Origin of the sequence: Streptococcus sanguinis (genome assembly GCF_050225395.1) — a bacterium.
Classification (GTDB): domain Bacteria; phylum Bacillota; class Bacilli; order Lactobacillales; family Streptococcaceae; genus Streptococcus.
On record NZ_CP071431.1, the window covers coordinates 2262507 to 2277694 of the forward strand.

The window sequence follows — 15188 nt, forward strand, 5'->3', positions numbered from 1 at the left end:
CTAGTATTCTACGATAATGTCGGTTTCAAGCTGACGCTCCAGATTGCTCAAAGCGTCATCGAAATTATGGAATTTGTCAATATTTTGAGCGTTCAGTTTTAAACTGCCGGACTGAAACTGAATTTTTTGGTCAGTTTTCTTATTCTCAAAGTGCATCATCGTTAAATCTTCACGCACTTTCTCTTGGAAATATTCCTTGACTTCCTGATCCAGATCTTCTACCAGAACGAGAAAGTTACCATTGGATACATAGTAAACTGTTTCTACATTCTGGAAGTCCCAGTTAAGCAGTCGTAAAATTCTCTTGAGCATCCGCTTGTACTCCCGAGAGTGAATTTGATAAAAATGATGATTGTGCGCCCAATGGACCAACAAGGCCTGAAAGGCTGGAGCTTGTTTCTGATTTACTTTCTGAACCATTTCTTCATAGGCCTCAGCAGCATCTTCGCTATCATCCTGCACTAATCCCAAGCGCTGATGAAGATAGAAATTCACTCGACTGGTCAGCCAAGCGCTGACAGGGAAGACATAAAGCAAGAAGAGAACTTGATTGTCCGGTAGGTAGGTTACATCAAAGAGCAAGATCAGAGTTGCGATAACCACACCCAGAATCATAGCCCATGTCACCAAGAGATCGGATAGGACAAAGACACTAAAAATACCTAATAAAATCAGCGCGATTCCGATATAAAATATGTTAGCTGCAAAATTCCAACTGTAGAAAAGAATTAGTCCAATTGTCAGTACAAAGACTGCTAATGATTTTTCTAGTCCTTTTTTCCTAAACATTTTTTACTCCTGTCTTAAATTCTTCCTGCCTAGCTGTCTGCTTAAAATAGTGAGCTATTGCTTGAGCAATCCGCTCAGAAGCCTTACCGTCACCATACGGATTGCTGGCTTGGGCCATTTCCTGATAGAGTGACTCATCTGTCAGCAGGGCTTCCATTGCCTCTGCTACTGCTTGAGTTTCTGTACCGACCAGCTTCAAGGTGCCGGCTTCAACTCCTTCTGGTCTCTCTGTTGTATCACGAAGTACCAGTACAGGCTTACCTAAGGAAGGTGCTTCCTCTTGTACTCCGCCTGAGTCTGACATGATGAAGTAGCTTTTAGCTGCGATATTATGGAAATCCAACACATCTAAAGGCTCAATCAGATGAATTTTCTCATTGTCACTCAGAATTTCTCTAGCCGCTTCCTGAACCGCTGGACTCAGGTGAACGGGATAGACAATTTCCACATCATCATGGGCATCTACAATCTGCCGTAGAGTTCGAAAGACCCTTCTCATCGGCTCACCTTGATTTTCCCGGCGATGCATGGTCACCAAAATCATCTTGCGAGCTGGATTAATACGGTCAAGAACCTCGTGCTGATAATCAGCCTGGACTGTCAGCTTGAGAGCGTCAATAGCTGTATTTCCTGTCACAAAAACTGTTTCTGCTGGATGGTTTTCCTTGAGCAAGTTAGCCTTACTCTGATCCGTTGGTGCAAAATACAAGTCGGTCAAAGAGTCGGTCATCTGACGATTCATTTCTTCTGGAAAAGGAGAGTATTTATTCCAAGTCCGCAAGCCAGCTTCTACGTGACCGATACGAACCTGATTATAAAACGCTGCAAGACTAGCTGCAAAGGTCGTTGTCGTATCACCGTGCACCAGCATAATATCTGGCTTGTTTTCCTTTAAGATATCATCTAGCTTATGCAGGATCTTGACAGTAATATCTGTCAGGGTTTGATTCTTCCCCATAATATCCAAATCATAATCAGGCTTAATCTTAAAAGTCTCAAGTACCTGATCCAGCATCTGACGATGCTGAGCAGTCACAACTGTTGTTGTCTCAAACAAGTCTGCCTGCTTCTTCAGTTCAATAACCAGTGGAGCCATCTTAATTGCTTCTGGACGAGTTCCAAAAACAACCATTACCTTAATTTTCTTCATTTTTCCTCACCAAAAATCAGCATTGTTATATTAACTTTTTACTAAAAAATGTTTGTTTTAAGCAACCTTAGTTATTTTACCATCAAGCGTTTCAATAATCAAAGCATGAACTATTATTTTATACTTTCTTAATAGTAATTTACATGTTGGTAACTTATTTAAGATTATTTTAATTTTCTTAACTTAACTGTAACTTAAAATTACTGAAATTTTTCGGTTTTCTCAAAAAAATAAATAAAAAGGAAAGAACTTATAGGCTTAAAGTCCTGTTTTATGCAGAATTTTGTGGTTTTTGCCTATATTTTTTAATATTTATTCATTGTAATAAAATATTATTCTATTTGTAATCTAATTGTTTTCTATTCTTTATATTTCAAAATCCTCCCTTCCTGAATGAGCTGGCTAGATAAATGCCAGCTACTGTTCTCTACAATCTTCGACCACTACCATTAAAACCAACCTCCTCTTTTTAAAAATTTCAAACCTGCCTCTCCTACTATTTTAGGATGTTTAAAATAGTATAACCTAGCGCTATCATACTACAAAAAACCAGCTACCTCCCTGATTAAAAATAAATATGGCATCTCGCATCATAGAAAAACTGAAACAGGAAATCTTGAGTGTTTCTTCTATAGTTGTTTATCCATAAAGGAGAACTTAAAAACAACTTCCTAAGTATATTATAGGATAATATTTAGTAGTGAGCAAGAAATTATCAGCTGCAACAAAAAATCCCTCCCGAAAATCGGGAGGGAAAGTTCTTTATTTAAGAACAATATTTTCTTCAGTTTCAAATCCACCTGGCAGTTCTGTCACTTCGTCGATAATTTCAACTTCATTAACAGCCTGAGGCTCCAAATTGCGATAGCGGGCCATACCAGTACCAGCTGGGATAATCTTACCGATGATAACATTTTCCTTAAGGCCAAGGAGATGGTCTTTCTTACCACGGATCGCAGCATCTGTCAGGACACGAGTTGTTTCCTGGAAGGAAGCTGCAGATAGGAAGCTGTTTGTCTCAAGGGAAGCCTTGGTGATTCCCATGAGGACTGGACGAGCTGTCGCAGGTACACCGCCTGAGATAACCACATCACGGTTAGCATCTGTAAAGTCAGTGATATCCATGAGAGTACCCATGAGGAGATCTGTGTCACCTGGATCCATGACGCGCACCTTGCGAATCATTTGACGAACCATTACCTCAATGTGTTTGTCGCCGATTTCTACCCCTTGGCTGCGGTAAACTTTCTGTACTTCAGCAAGCAGGTAAGTTTCAACAGACAAGACATCGCGGACAGCCAGCAAGTGCTTAGGCTGGATAGAACCTTCGGTCAAGGCAGCACCACGAGAAACTTGGTCGCCCACTTCTACCTTCATGCGGGCTGTAAATGGTACCACATATTCACCTTCGCCAGTTTGGCCTTTAACAAAGACCTTCTTGGTACGAGTAGATGCATCTTCTTCGATAGCAGTAACTTCACCCTTGACTTCAGTGATGACCGCTTCCCCTTTTGGATTGCGGGCTTCAAAGATTTCTTGGACACGAGGAAGACCTTGCGTGATATCGGTATTAGAGGCAACACCACCCGTGTGGAAGGTACGCATGGTCAGCTGTGTACCAGGCTCCCCGATAGACTGGGCAGCGATGGTTCCGACTGCTTCACCGACTTCAACCGCATCACCCGTCGCCAAGTTGATACCGTAACAATGACGGCAGACACCGTGCCGGGTGTTACATGTAAAGACAGATCGGATCGTCACTTCTTCAACACCAGCATTGACAATCTCACGCGCCTTGTCTTCTGTGATCAATTCATTTGGACCAATAATGGCAGCACCAGTTTCTGGATGTTTAACTGTTTTCTTAGTGTAACGACCATTTAGGCGCTCTTCCAGAGACTCGATCATTTCCTTGCCTTCTGTGATAGAAGTGATGAGCAAGCCGCGATCTGTACCACAGTCGTCTTCACGGATAATCACATCTTGGGCAACGTCAACCAGACGACGAGTCAGGTAACCTGAGTCGGCAGTCTTAAGGGCCGTATCGGTCATACCCTTACGAGCACCGTGGGTTGAGAAGAACATTTCCAGAACGGACAGCCCTTCACGGAAGTTAGACAAGATTGGCAATTCCATGATACGTCCATTTGGCGCAGCCATCAGACCACGCATACCGGCCAACTGGGAGAAGTTAGAGATGTTACCCCGGGCTCCAGAGTCCATCATCATAACGATAGGGTTCTTCGGATCCTGGTTGGCAACCAGACGTTTTTCCAATTTCTCACGAGCTGCCCGCCACTCAGCAGTCACTGCATTGTAGCGTTCGTCATCAGTAATCATACCGCGGCGGAATTGTTTAGTAATTTGTTCAACACGCTTATGGGATTCTTCAATAATCTCAGCCTTGTCTTCGACAACTGGGATATCAGCGATACCTACTGTCAGACCAGCCAAAGTAGAATGGTGATAACCCAAGTTCTTCAAGCGATCAAGAAGAGCAGATGTTTCTGTTGTACGGAATCGTTTGAAGATTTCTGCGATGATGTTACCAAGATTTTTCTTCTTAAACGGAACATTGATCTCAAGCTGTTCAATGACTTCCTTGATGTCTTGTCCTGACTCCAAGAAGTACTTAGCTGGCACACCTTCTGTCAAGTTAGCATTAGTCGGCTCTTGCAAGTAAGGCAATTCCTCTGGCATAATCGCGTTAAAGAGAATTTTACCAACAGTTGTAATCAAAATCTTATGCTTCTGGTCTTCAGTCCAAGGTTTATTAAGACTGTCCGTTGCGATACCAACACGAGTATGCAAGTGAACATAGCCATTACGGAGGGCCATGACCGCCTCATCCATATCCTTGAAAATCATGCCTTCGCCTTCGCGGCCAGCCTCTTCCATGGTCAGGTAGTAGTTCCCCAAGACCATATCCTGAGATGGTGTTACAACTGGTTTACCATCTTTCGGATTCAAGATGTGCTCAGCAGCCAGCATGAGGATACGAGCTTCAGCTTGCGCTTCTTCTGAAAGCGGTACGTGGATGGCCATTTGGTCACCGTCAAAGTCGGCATTGTAGGCTTCACAGACCAGTGGATGCAAACGCAGAGCTTTACCGTCAATCAGAACTGGCTCAAAAGCCTGAATTCCCAAACGGTGAAGAGTCGGTGCGCGGTTAAGAAGCACTGGGTGTTCCTTGATCACTTCTTCCAGAATATCCCAGATACGCTCATCTCCACGTTCTACCAAGCGTTTGGCAGCTTTCACGTTCTGCACGATATCACGAGCAACGATTTCCCGCATCACAAACGGCTTGAAGAGCTCAATCGCCATTTCACGCGGCACACCACATTGATACATTTTCAACGTAGGACCAACGGCGATAACGGAACGACCTGAGAAGTCAACCCGTTTACCCAGCAAGTTTTGACGGAAACGCCCTTGTTTTCCTTTGAGCATGTGGCTCAGAGACTTAAGTGGACGGCTGCCTGGTCCTGTAATCGGACGGCCCCGACGACCATTATCAATCAAAGCGTCAACCGCTTCTTGAAGCATCCGCTTCTCATTTTGAACGATGATACCAGGGGCGTTGAGTTCAAGCAAACGAGCCAAACGGTTGTTCCGGTTGATAACCCGGCGATAGAGATCATTGAGGTCAGAAGCCGCAAAACGACCACCATCCAGCTGAACCATCGGACGCAAATCTGGCGGAATAACCGGCAGGATATTGAGAACCATCCATTCTGGCTTATTGCCAGACTTGTAGAAAGCATCCAAGACGTCCAAACGACGGACAGCCTTGATCCGTTTTTGACCTGAAGCAGTTTTCAATTCTTCTTTTAGGACAGCAATCTCAGCTTCCAAGTCCACTTGTTTCAAGAGATCTTGAATAGCTTCTGCTCCCATTTTGGCTACAAATGAGCCTGCGCCGTACTCGCGTAAACGCTCACGGTACTCACGCTCCGTCATGATTGACTTGTGCTCTAGCGGTGTATCCTTAGGATCAATCACCACATAAGCCGCAAAATAAATGACTTCTTCCAGGGCACGTGGGCTCATATCCAAAGTGAGTCCCATGCGGCTTGGAATTCCTTTAAAGTACCAAATATGTGAAACAGGTGCCTTCAATTCGATATGACCCATGCGCTCACGGCGAACCTTGGCGCGGGTTACTTCAACACCACAGCGGTCACAGACGATTCCTTTGTAACGAATCCGTTTGTACTTACCACAGGCACATTCCCAGTCCTTTGTTGGACCGAAGATCACTTCGTCAAAAAGGCCTTCGCGTTCTGGTTTCAGGGTTCGGTAATTGATTGTTTCAGGTTTCTTCACTTCCCCATAAGACCATGAACGGACCTTGTTAGGAGAAGCTAGGGTGATTTGCATACTTTTAAAACGATTTACATCAACCACTATTTCTTACCTTTCTTCATTTTCTAATCAGTGTGTATTCTTATTCTTTTCCTTCAGCCTCAAAAGCTGCTTTCGCTTCTTGAGCTGCTTTTTCACGCGCTTTTTCAAGATCGTCAACGTGAATCACATCATCATCTTCACCTTCGTCTAGGTCACGCAGTTCTACTTCATTGTCATCTTCATCGAGAACGCGCATGTCCAGACCAAGAGATTGCAATTCTTTGACAAGAACGCGGAAGGATTCTGGCACACCTGGTTTTGGAATTGGTTTCCCTTTGGTAATAGCTTCATAAGCCTTCAAACGTCCATTGACATCATCTGACTTGTAAGTCAAGATTTCTTGCAGAACGTTAGAAGCACCGTAAGCTTCCAAGGCCCAAACTTCCATCTCACCAAAACGTTGTCCACCAAACTGAGCTTTACCTCCAAGCGGCTGTTGGGTAACCATTGAGTAAGGACCTACTGAGCGGGCATGGAGTTTGTCATCTACCATGTGGTGGAGCTTGATCATGTACATGACACCGACAGATACACGGTTGTCAAACGGCTCACCGGTACGTCCGTCATAGAGAATAGTCTTGGCATCACTATCCATACCAGCTTCGCGCACTGTATCCCAGAGGTCTTCTGAGCTTGCTCCATCAAAGACTGGTGTCGCAATATGGATGCCCAAGTTACGTGCTGCCATACCAAGGTGGAGCTCCATAACCTGACCGATATTCATACGTGATGGTACCCCGAGTGGGTTCAGCATGATATCAACTGGTGTTCCATCTGGCAAGTAAGGCATGTCTTCCACAGGAACGATACGGGATACAACCCCCTTGTTTCCGTGACGACCAGCCATCTTATCTCCGACCTTAATCTTACGTTTTTGAGCGATGTAGACGCGAACCAGCATATTAACGCCAGATTGCAGTTCATCACCATTAGCACGGGTAAAGATCTTCACGTCACGAACCACTCCGTCGGCACCGTGTGGCACACGCAGAGAGGTATCGCGGACTTCACGAGACTTGTCTCCGAAGATAGCGTGCAAGAGACGTTCCTCAGCAGAAAGGTCTTTTTCACCCTTAGGGGTAACTTTACCTACTAAGATGTCGCCTTCCTTGACTTCCGCCCCAATGCGGATAATCCCCATTTCGTCCAGATTGCGTAGGGCATCTTCCCCTACGTTTGGAATTTCGCGGGTAATTTCTTCTGGGCCAAGCTTGGTGTCGCGAGTTTCTGATTCGTATTCTTCCAAGTGAACAGAGGTGTAGACATCGTCTTTCACCAGACGCTCACTCATGATAACCGCATCCTCGAAGTTGTAACCTTCCCATGTCATGTAGGCAACGATTGGGTTTTGTCCCAGGGCCATTTCTCCATTTTCCATAGAAGGTCCGTCAGCGATAAAGTCGCCTTTTTCAACGACATCGCCAACTTTTACCAAGGTACGTTGGTTGTAAGCAGTTCCTGAGTTCGAACGGCGGAATTTTTGAATTTGGTAAACATCAAGAGAACCATCTTCACGGCGGACTTCAACCTTGTCTGCATCCGCATAGGTAACCTTACCATCATGCTGAGCAATAACCGCTGCACCAGAGTCGTGGGCAGCTTGGTATTCCATACCAGTACCAACATAAGGTGCTTTTGGATCAATCAAAGGCACAGCCTGACGCTGCATGTTGGCACCCATGAGAGCACGGTTGGAGTCGTCATTTTCTAAGAAAGGAATACATGCTGTCGCTACGGCAACTACCTGCTTAGGCGATACATCCATGTAGTCTACTTGGTCTGATGGGAATTCTTGGTTATTACCTTGGTGGCGTCCCATAACGATAGGCTCTGCAAAGCCACCTTTTTCATTCAGCTTAGAGTTGGCCTGCGCTACGATAAATTCATCTTCCTCATCAGCTGTCAGCCAAACGATTTCGTTGGTTACTACGCCAGCTTCACGGTCTACTTTACGGTAAGGCGTTTGAATAAATCCGTATTTGTTAAGGTGTCCATAAGAAGACAAGTTATTAATCAAACCGATGTTTGGTCCTTCAGGCGTTTCGATTGGACACATACGGCCATAGTGAGTATAGTGCACGTCCCGCACTTCATAACCAGCACGGTCACGTGTCAAACCACCAGGTCCCAAGGCAGAAAGACGGCGCTTGTGAGAAAGCTCAGACAGCGGATTGTGTTGGTCCATGAACTGAGACAATTGTGAAGAACCAAAGAATTCTTTAATGGCTGCAGTCACTGGACGGATATTGATGATTTGCTGTGGAGTTAGTACTTCGTTATCCTGAACAGACATCCGTTCACGAACATTACGCTCCATCCGAGAAAGTCCAAGACGGACTTGGTTAGCCAAAAGCTCACCAACAGCACGAATACGACGGTTCCCCAAGTGGTCAATATCGTCCACGCGACCAATGCCTTCAGCCAAGTTGAGGAAGTAGCTCATCTCAGCCAAGATGTCAGCTGGTGTCACAATCCGTACCTTGTCAGACGGATTTGCATTACCAATAATGGTCACAACGCGGTCTGGATCAGTCGGAGCCACTACCTTGAACTTCTGCAATTCTACAGGGTCTGTCAAAACAGCTGAATCGTTTGGAATATAAGTGATTTTGTTCAAACCATTGTCCAACTGCTCTGCAATGCTGTCAATGACACTGCGGGTCATAACTGTACCAGCTTCAACCAAGATTTCTCCTGTTTCAGCATCTACCAATGGCTCTGCAATGGTTTGGTTCAGCAAGCGTGTCTTGACGCTGAGTTTCTTATTAATCTTGTAACGACCAACTGCTGCCAAGTCATAACGATGCGGATCAAAGAAACGCGCTTCAAGAAGGGAACGAGAACTTTCAGCCGTCTTAGGCTCTCCTGGACGAAGACGCTCATAGATTTCTTTCAGAGCTTCATCTGTACGGGAGTCCATTGGGTTCTTGTGGATATCTTTTTCGATGGTATTGCGCACCAAGTCGCTGTCACCAAAGATGTCCAAGATCTCATCATCTCCTGAGAAACCAAGCGCACGCACCAGAGTGGTAAATGGAATCTTCCGCGTCCGGTCAATACGAGTGTAGGCAATGTCTTTTGAGTCTGTTTCCAACTCTAACCAAGCTCCGCGGTTAGGAATAACCGTTGAACCGTAGCCAACTTTTCCATTTTTGTCAACTTTATCGTTAAAGTAAACCCCTGGAGAACGCACCAACTGGGATACGATAATCCGCTCACCACCATTGATGATGAAGGTTCCCATTTCAGTCATGATTGGGAAATCGCCAAAGAAGACTTCCTGAGTCTTGATTTCACCAGTTTCCTTGTTAATCAGACGGAAGGTTACAAAGATTGGCGCTGAGTAGCTGGCATCGTGGATACGTGCTTCTTCCAGCGTATATTTAGGCTCACGGATTTCATAGCCAACAAATTCCAATTCCATGGTGTCGGTAAAGTTTGAAATAGGAAGTACATCTTCAAAGACTTCCTTCAGACCATGATCCAAGAAATCTTGGAACGAATCCGTTTGGATTTCAATCAAATTTGGTAAATCAAGAACTTCCTTAATTCTTGAAAAACTACGACGGGTACGGTGTTTACCGTATCGAACTTCATGTCCTGCCAAGTTTTTACTCCTTTATGATAAGATACTAAGCCCTTGATAAAGCGAGAAGAAGCATATCTTTACCTCACGCTTTTTAGAGCGAGTTCTGTGAAATGTTTTCAGAGAAAAATCCTCTGTCATTTACAATGCTGCAAAACAGCCACAATCAGTCCCTTTTGTTTAATTTTCAGAAAAATTAAATTATAGTTACATAATCCGTTTTTCCTAAAAATAGGCACAAAAAGAGCAGCTAAATCTGACTTATTCAAGTTTGATTTAACTGCTGTAAGCTTCTATTTGGACAATATTTCAAATAAAGCACACGACAAATTATTGTTATCATTATACCTTATTTAGCTAGAAATTGCAAGGATTTCATCCGCTTTCTGAAAAGTTAAAAACTGTTCTTGATGCGCTAGTTCCCCTGCCGATTATTGTTAGAATTGGAACTTGAATTAGAATTAGAGGTAGAACCGCCCAGTATAGCTGACCAAGCCTTCTGATAATCCGCATCTGATGCCCCGATACCAAACCGGTAGGTCGTGGTCGGAGCACCGTTTTTAGCCCAATAGCTAGGCACTGTCGGACCGCTGAGATTAACAGAGCGGCCGTTTACCGTTACTGTACCTGGCTTTTCCCCTGTGGACTTGAGTACATCAGACTTAATCACACTCGGATCAAGAGTGAACTTATCACCAACACCCCAGGCATTCGGATCTGCCTGATAGATAGCATCTGCCATATAGGCCATGTAGGAAGCGTTATTGTTATAACCAGTCAATGCCGCCATAGAGCTATTATCATCATGACCAATCCAGCCTCCCAAGGTCATCTTTGGAGTAGAAAGCATCAGCCACATATCACCATTGGTGTTGGTCGTTCCAGTCTTACCAATCCAATCAGCTCCAGCCAAGGTTCCATTGACCTGACTGATTCTGGATTTGTAGGTCGTAGTAGCCCCAGAATTGATAACTCCCCGCATGAGCTCCTGCATAATCGTAGCAGCTGCTGGGCTGTAAATCTGAACAGGATTGGCCTTATGCTGGTAAATCACCTTGCCATCTCGGTCAGTGATTTTTTCAACCATGTATTTTTTCTGGTAGGTTCCATTATTAGCCAAGGTTTGGAAACCATTGGTATGCTGAGCTACAGATACTTCAATTCCCCCGCCCATTGGGAGACTCTCAATGCTGTAGTCATCAATGTAATAACCCATTTTTTCCATATAGCCACGGACATTGACACCTTTTTCGCGTAATCCGCGGTAAGTCCAATAAGCTGGGATATTCCAAGAAGTATTGAGCGCTTCTTGTAGATCCATCATGGCTGTACCACGGCTGTCCACGTGCATGATTGGGTCACCGCTTGAAAAGTTAGTTGGATAATTGGAAAGAACGCTGGCACTACCCATCAGACCTTGGTCAATAGCAATCCCATAAGCCAGAATCGGCTTAATGGTCGAACCCGGTGACCGCTCCGTATCAAAGGCATGATTGTTCTGATTGGAAGCGTAGTCTCTGCCTCCGACAAAGCCAATCACAGCACCGGTTTTGTTATCCAAGAGGACATTTCCCACTTCAACTGCACCAGTTCCGTCGTCCAAGATGCCGCCATAGTTGGCTACTGCATTTTGCATAGCAGTATGAATGTTCTTGTTAATCGTGGTGGTGACAGTATAGCCGCCATCGCTCAGTTCTTTAGCAGCCAATTCCTTGTAGGCTTTGACAGTGTCATTGTTTTTCAGCTCTTGCTGAGAAACATTGTCCCGCTGAATCAAGTACTCGTACATGGTCTGCTGAGCTTCTTCAATCGCTGTGTAATAAAGGTAGCCATGCGAAGATTTTTCCGAGCTTTCAGATGGCTTGAAATCCTTGGTCAGGTCGTAGTCCTTGTACTCCTTGTACTCTTTTTCGCTTAGATGGCCCGTCCGATACATATTATAGAGCACATCCTTGGCACGTTCCAAGCCCAGAGCCATATCCCCTGCACTCTTGAGACTGCCATCGGCTGCATAAGGCGAATAAACAATTGGACTCTGTGGCAAGCCGGCAATAAAAGCAGACTGGGGCACTGTCAAATCCTTAGCAGAGACACCAAAAATTCCTTGAGCAGCTTCTTCCACACCAGCGATATTCTGCCCCTTATTGTTGCGCCCAAAAGGCGAAACGTTCAAGTAGGTCGTCAAAATATCATCCTTGGACATGTAGCGTTCCAAAGCCAGCGCATCAACAATCTCCGCCGCTTTCCGCTTGAAAGTCGGTGCATCACCCACCACCTGCTGCTTAATCAACTGCTGAGTAATAGTTGAACCCCCGCTGGACGAGCCAACTCCGACAACAGAGCCGAGCGTAGCCCGAAGCACAGCTTTAGGCACCACTCCGTTATGCGTTTCAAAATTCTCATCCTCTGTAGCGATAACGGCTTTTTTTACATTTTCAGAGATGGCGTCACTCTTAACCGGGATGCGGAGCAAATCATTGTCCACTTCTGCAATCAAGCTGCCATCAGCATAGGTAAGCTTAGAAATACCAGAGATATTATTCACCTGCTTGACCAGCTCATCTTGCTTGGGCACTTCAACCTTACTGAAAAGACTAGCTGCATAGCCTATCCCGATCCCAGCACCGATTACGCCACCGAAGAAGATAAACACAAAAGCCATATTCATCAGAAGCTTAAAAGTCCGCAAGAAAACAGCAAAAACATCACCGATAGACCAGCCATTGTTGCCACTAGCGATCTTCTTGCTCCATTCTGGAAGATGTATTTTTTTGATAAACTGCTGGGCTTTTCCCCAGAACTCTTTTAATTTTTCTATTAATTGTTCCAAGTTTGATTCTCCTTGTTATCTTCCCATTATACCAAATATCTATGATTTATTTCAAGGAAACATTGCTATTTAAAAGCTTTATGATACAATAGAGTAACATAAATTTAAAATATAGATAAGCCAATTTATTGGCTTTTAGAATAGGAGAGACATGATGCACATTTTTGATGAGCTAAAAGAACGTGGCTTGGTATTCCAAACCACTGATGAAGCAGCTTTACGCAAGGCCTTAGAAGAAGGACAAGTCTCTTATTATAGTGGATACGATCCGACCGCTGACAGCCTGCACCTTGGCCACTTGGTAGCCATTCTGACCAGCCGTCGCTTGCAACTAGCCGGACACAAACCCTACGCTCTGGTCGGAGGAGCAACTGGATTGATTGGCGATCCATCCTTTAAGGATGCAGAGCGCAGTCTCCAAACCAAGGAAACCGTGGAAGGCTGGGTGAAATCTATCCAAGATCAGCTTTCTCGTTTTCTGGACTTTGAAAAGGGCGATAATAAGGCCGAAATGGTCAACAATTATGACTGGTTCAGCAGCATCAGCTTTATCGACTTCCTGCGTGATGTCGGCAAATACTTTACTGTCAACTACATGATGAGTAAAGATTCCGTCAAGAGCCGGATTGAGACAGGGATTTCCTATACAGAATTCGCCTACCAGATCATGCAAGGATATGACTTCTATATCCTCAATCAAAACCACGGCGTAACCCTGCAAATCGGTGGTTCTGACCAGTGGGGCAATATGACAGCAGGTACAGAGCTCCTGCGCCGCAAGGCTGACAAGACTGGCCATGTGATAACCGTTCCGCTCATTACCGACGCTACTGGCAAAAAATTCGGCAAGTCAGAAGGCAATGCTGTCTGGCTCAATCCTGACAAGACTTCTCCTTATGAAATGTATCAATTCTGGATGAATGTCATGGACGCAGATGCTATCCGCTTCCTGAAAATCTTCACCTTCCTAACCTTGGATGAAATCGAAGAGATTCGCCAACAATTTGAAGCTGCACCACACGAACGCTTGGCTCAGAAAGTCCTAGCTCGCGAAGTGGTCAGTCTGGTTCACGGTCAAGAAGCTTACCAGGAAGCCCTCAACATCACTGAGCAGCTCTTTGCCGGAAATATCAAGAACCTATCTGTCAAGGAACTCAAACAAGGTTTGCGCGGTGTGCCTAACTATCAGGTCCAAGCAGAAGACAACCTCAATATTGTAGAACTGCTTGTGACAGCCGGCGTGGTAAACTCAAAACGGCAAGCTCGCGAGGACGTCCAAAACGGCGCTATCTATCTCAATGGTGAGCGCATCCAAGATTTAGACTATGTCCTCAACGTCTCAGATAAACTGGAAGACGAGCTGACAGTTATCCGCCGCGGTAAGAAGAAATACTTTGTCCTGACCTACTAAAGATAAAAATCCGATTATCTGAATCGGATTTTTCTATGTCTCACCAAGGAAAGGACATTCAACTTTATAAAAACAGATAGAAAGAGAGTTCTCATGAAACCAAAACTCGCCCGCTTTGCCCAAGCTTCGGCTCTGGCCTGTCCACTCTGCCAGCAAAGCTTAGCTATGGAAGAAAACAGCCTCAAGTGTCCTAATCGCCATTCATACGACATTGCTAAATTCGGTTATGTCAATCTAGCTCCCCAGGCCAAACAAGCTAAAGACTATGACAAAACGAGTTTTCAAAATAGGCAAGTCATCTTGGAAGCCGGCTTTTATCAGCATATCCTAGACGAGTTGCAGGATCTGCTGCAGACCCTTCCTGAAGAACAGACCATTCTAGACGTCGCTTGCGGCGAGGGATATTATGCTCGAAAAATTCAGGAAAAATTCCCCAACAAAGAAATTTATGCTTTTGATCTATCCAAAGATTCCATCCAGTTAGCTGCAAAAAGTGATCAGAGCTTTGCTGTAAGATGGTTCGTAGGTGATTTGGCACACTTGCCCGTTCAGGATCAAAGCATGGATGTCTTGCTAGACATCTTCTCACCAGCTAACTACCATGAATTTCAGCGAGTATTGAAAAAAGAGGGACTCATCATTAAAGTCATCCCAACAGAAAACCATCTGAAAGAAATTCGTCAAAAAGCTGCTCAGTATCTGGACAAGAAAGATTATTCTAATCAAGATATCATCCAGCACTTCCAGAAACACTTTACTATCCTATCTAGAAAGACTGTAGAATCCACACATGCACTGCATTCTAAGGAGAAAACTGCCCTGCTGCAGATGACTCCATTACTCTTTCATGTTGAAAAAAATCTAATCAACTGGGAGCAGCTTACACATGCCACAATTTCAGCTGAGTTTCTTATCGGAAAACTAAAACAAGCAAAAATCTGAGTACTTTTCAGTAAAAAATGAAGTTATAGCAGCCATTTTAATAACGCAGACAGGCCTGTCTGCGTTATTT

The 15188-nt window shown here is 44.6% G+C and carries 7 protein-coding genes; 2 read left to right on the forward strand and 5 right to left on the reverse strand.

Features of this window, described 5'->3' with window-relative positions; all coding sequences use genetic code 11:
* From J1C81_RS11045 to pbp1b, 5 genes are all read right to left on the reverse strand, one after another.
* Positions 1–789: a hypothetical protein gene (locus tag J1C81_RS11045; protein WP_002903501.1), complete on the reverse strand. Its 789-nt coding sequence runs from the start codon at positions 787–789 to the stop codon at positions 1–3.
* Positions 782–1939 (reverse strand): non-hydrolyzing UDP-N-acetylglucosamine 2-epimerase, encoded by a 1158-nt coding sequence (gene wecB, locus J1C81_RS11050; protein WP_004189687.1) that lies wholly within the window; start codon positions 1937–1939, stop codon positions 782–784. Before wecB ends, J1C81_RS11045 begins: the two co-directional genes overlap by 8 nt.
* 762 nt (positions 1940–2701) lie before the next feature.
* A complete protein-coding gene (gene rpoC / locus J1C81_RS11055; protein ID WP_002919871.1) occupies positions 2702–6349 on the reverse strand; it encodes a DNA-directed RNA polymerase subunit beta' in 3648 nt (1215 codons plus the stop codon).
* 40 nt (positions 6350–6389) lie between these two features.
* Positions 6390–9956, reverse strand: coding sequence for a DNA-directed RNA polymerase subunit beta (gene rpoB, locus J1C81_RS11060; RefSeq protein WP_002919872.1), 3567 nt, complete (start codon positions 9954–9956; stop codon positions 6390–6392).
* A 394-nt stretch (positions 9957–10350) separates the two neighbouring features.
* Positions 10351–12765 carry a penicillin-binding protein PBP1B gene (gene pbp1b / locus J1C81_RS11065; protein ID WP_004189693.1) on the reverse strand — a complete coding sequence of 805 codons (2415 nt, stop codon included), beginning with the start codon at positions 12763–12765 and terminating at the stop codon, positions 10351–10353.
* Between the two features lie 154 nt (positions 12766–12919).
* On the opposite strand from pbp1b, the gene tyrS reads away from it, so the two are divergent.
* Together tyrS and J1C81_RS11075 are read left to right on the forward strand one after the other, a co-directional pair.
* On the forward strand, positions 12920–14176 hold the full coding sequence (gene tyrS / locus J1C81_RS11070; protein WP_032910025.1) for a tyrosine--tRNA ligase: 1257 nt from the start codon (positions 12920–12922) through the stop codon (positions 14174–14176).
* A gap of 93 nt (positions 14177–14269) precedes the next feature.
* Complete coding sequence (locus J1C81_RS11075; RefSeq protein WP_004189697.1) at positions 14270–15118, forward strand: putative RNA methyltransferase; 849 nt, start codon at positions 14270–14272, stop codon at positions 15116–15118.
* Positions 15119–15188: the final 70 nt, after the last annotated feature.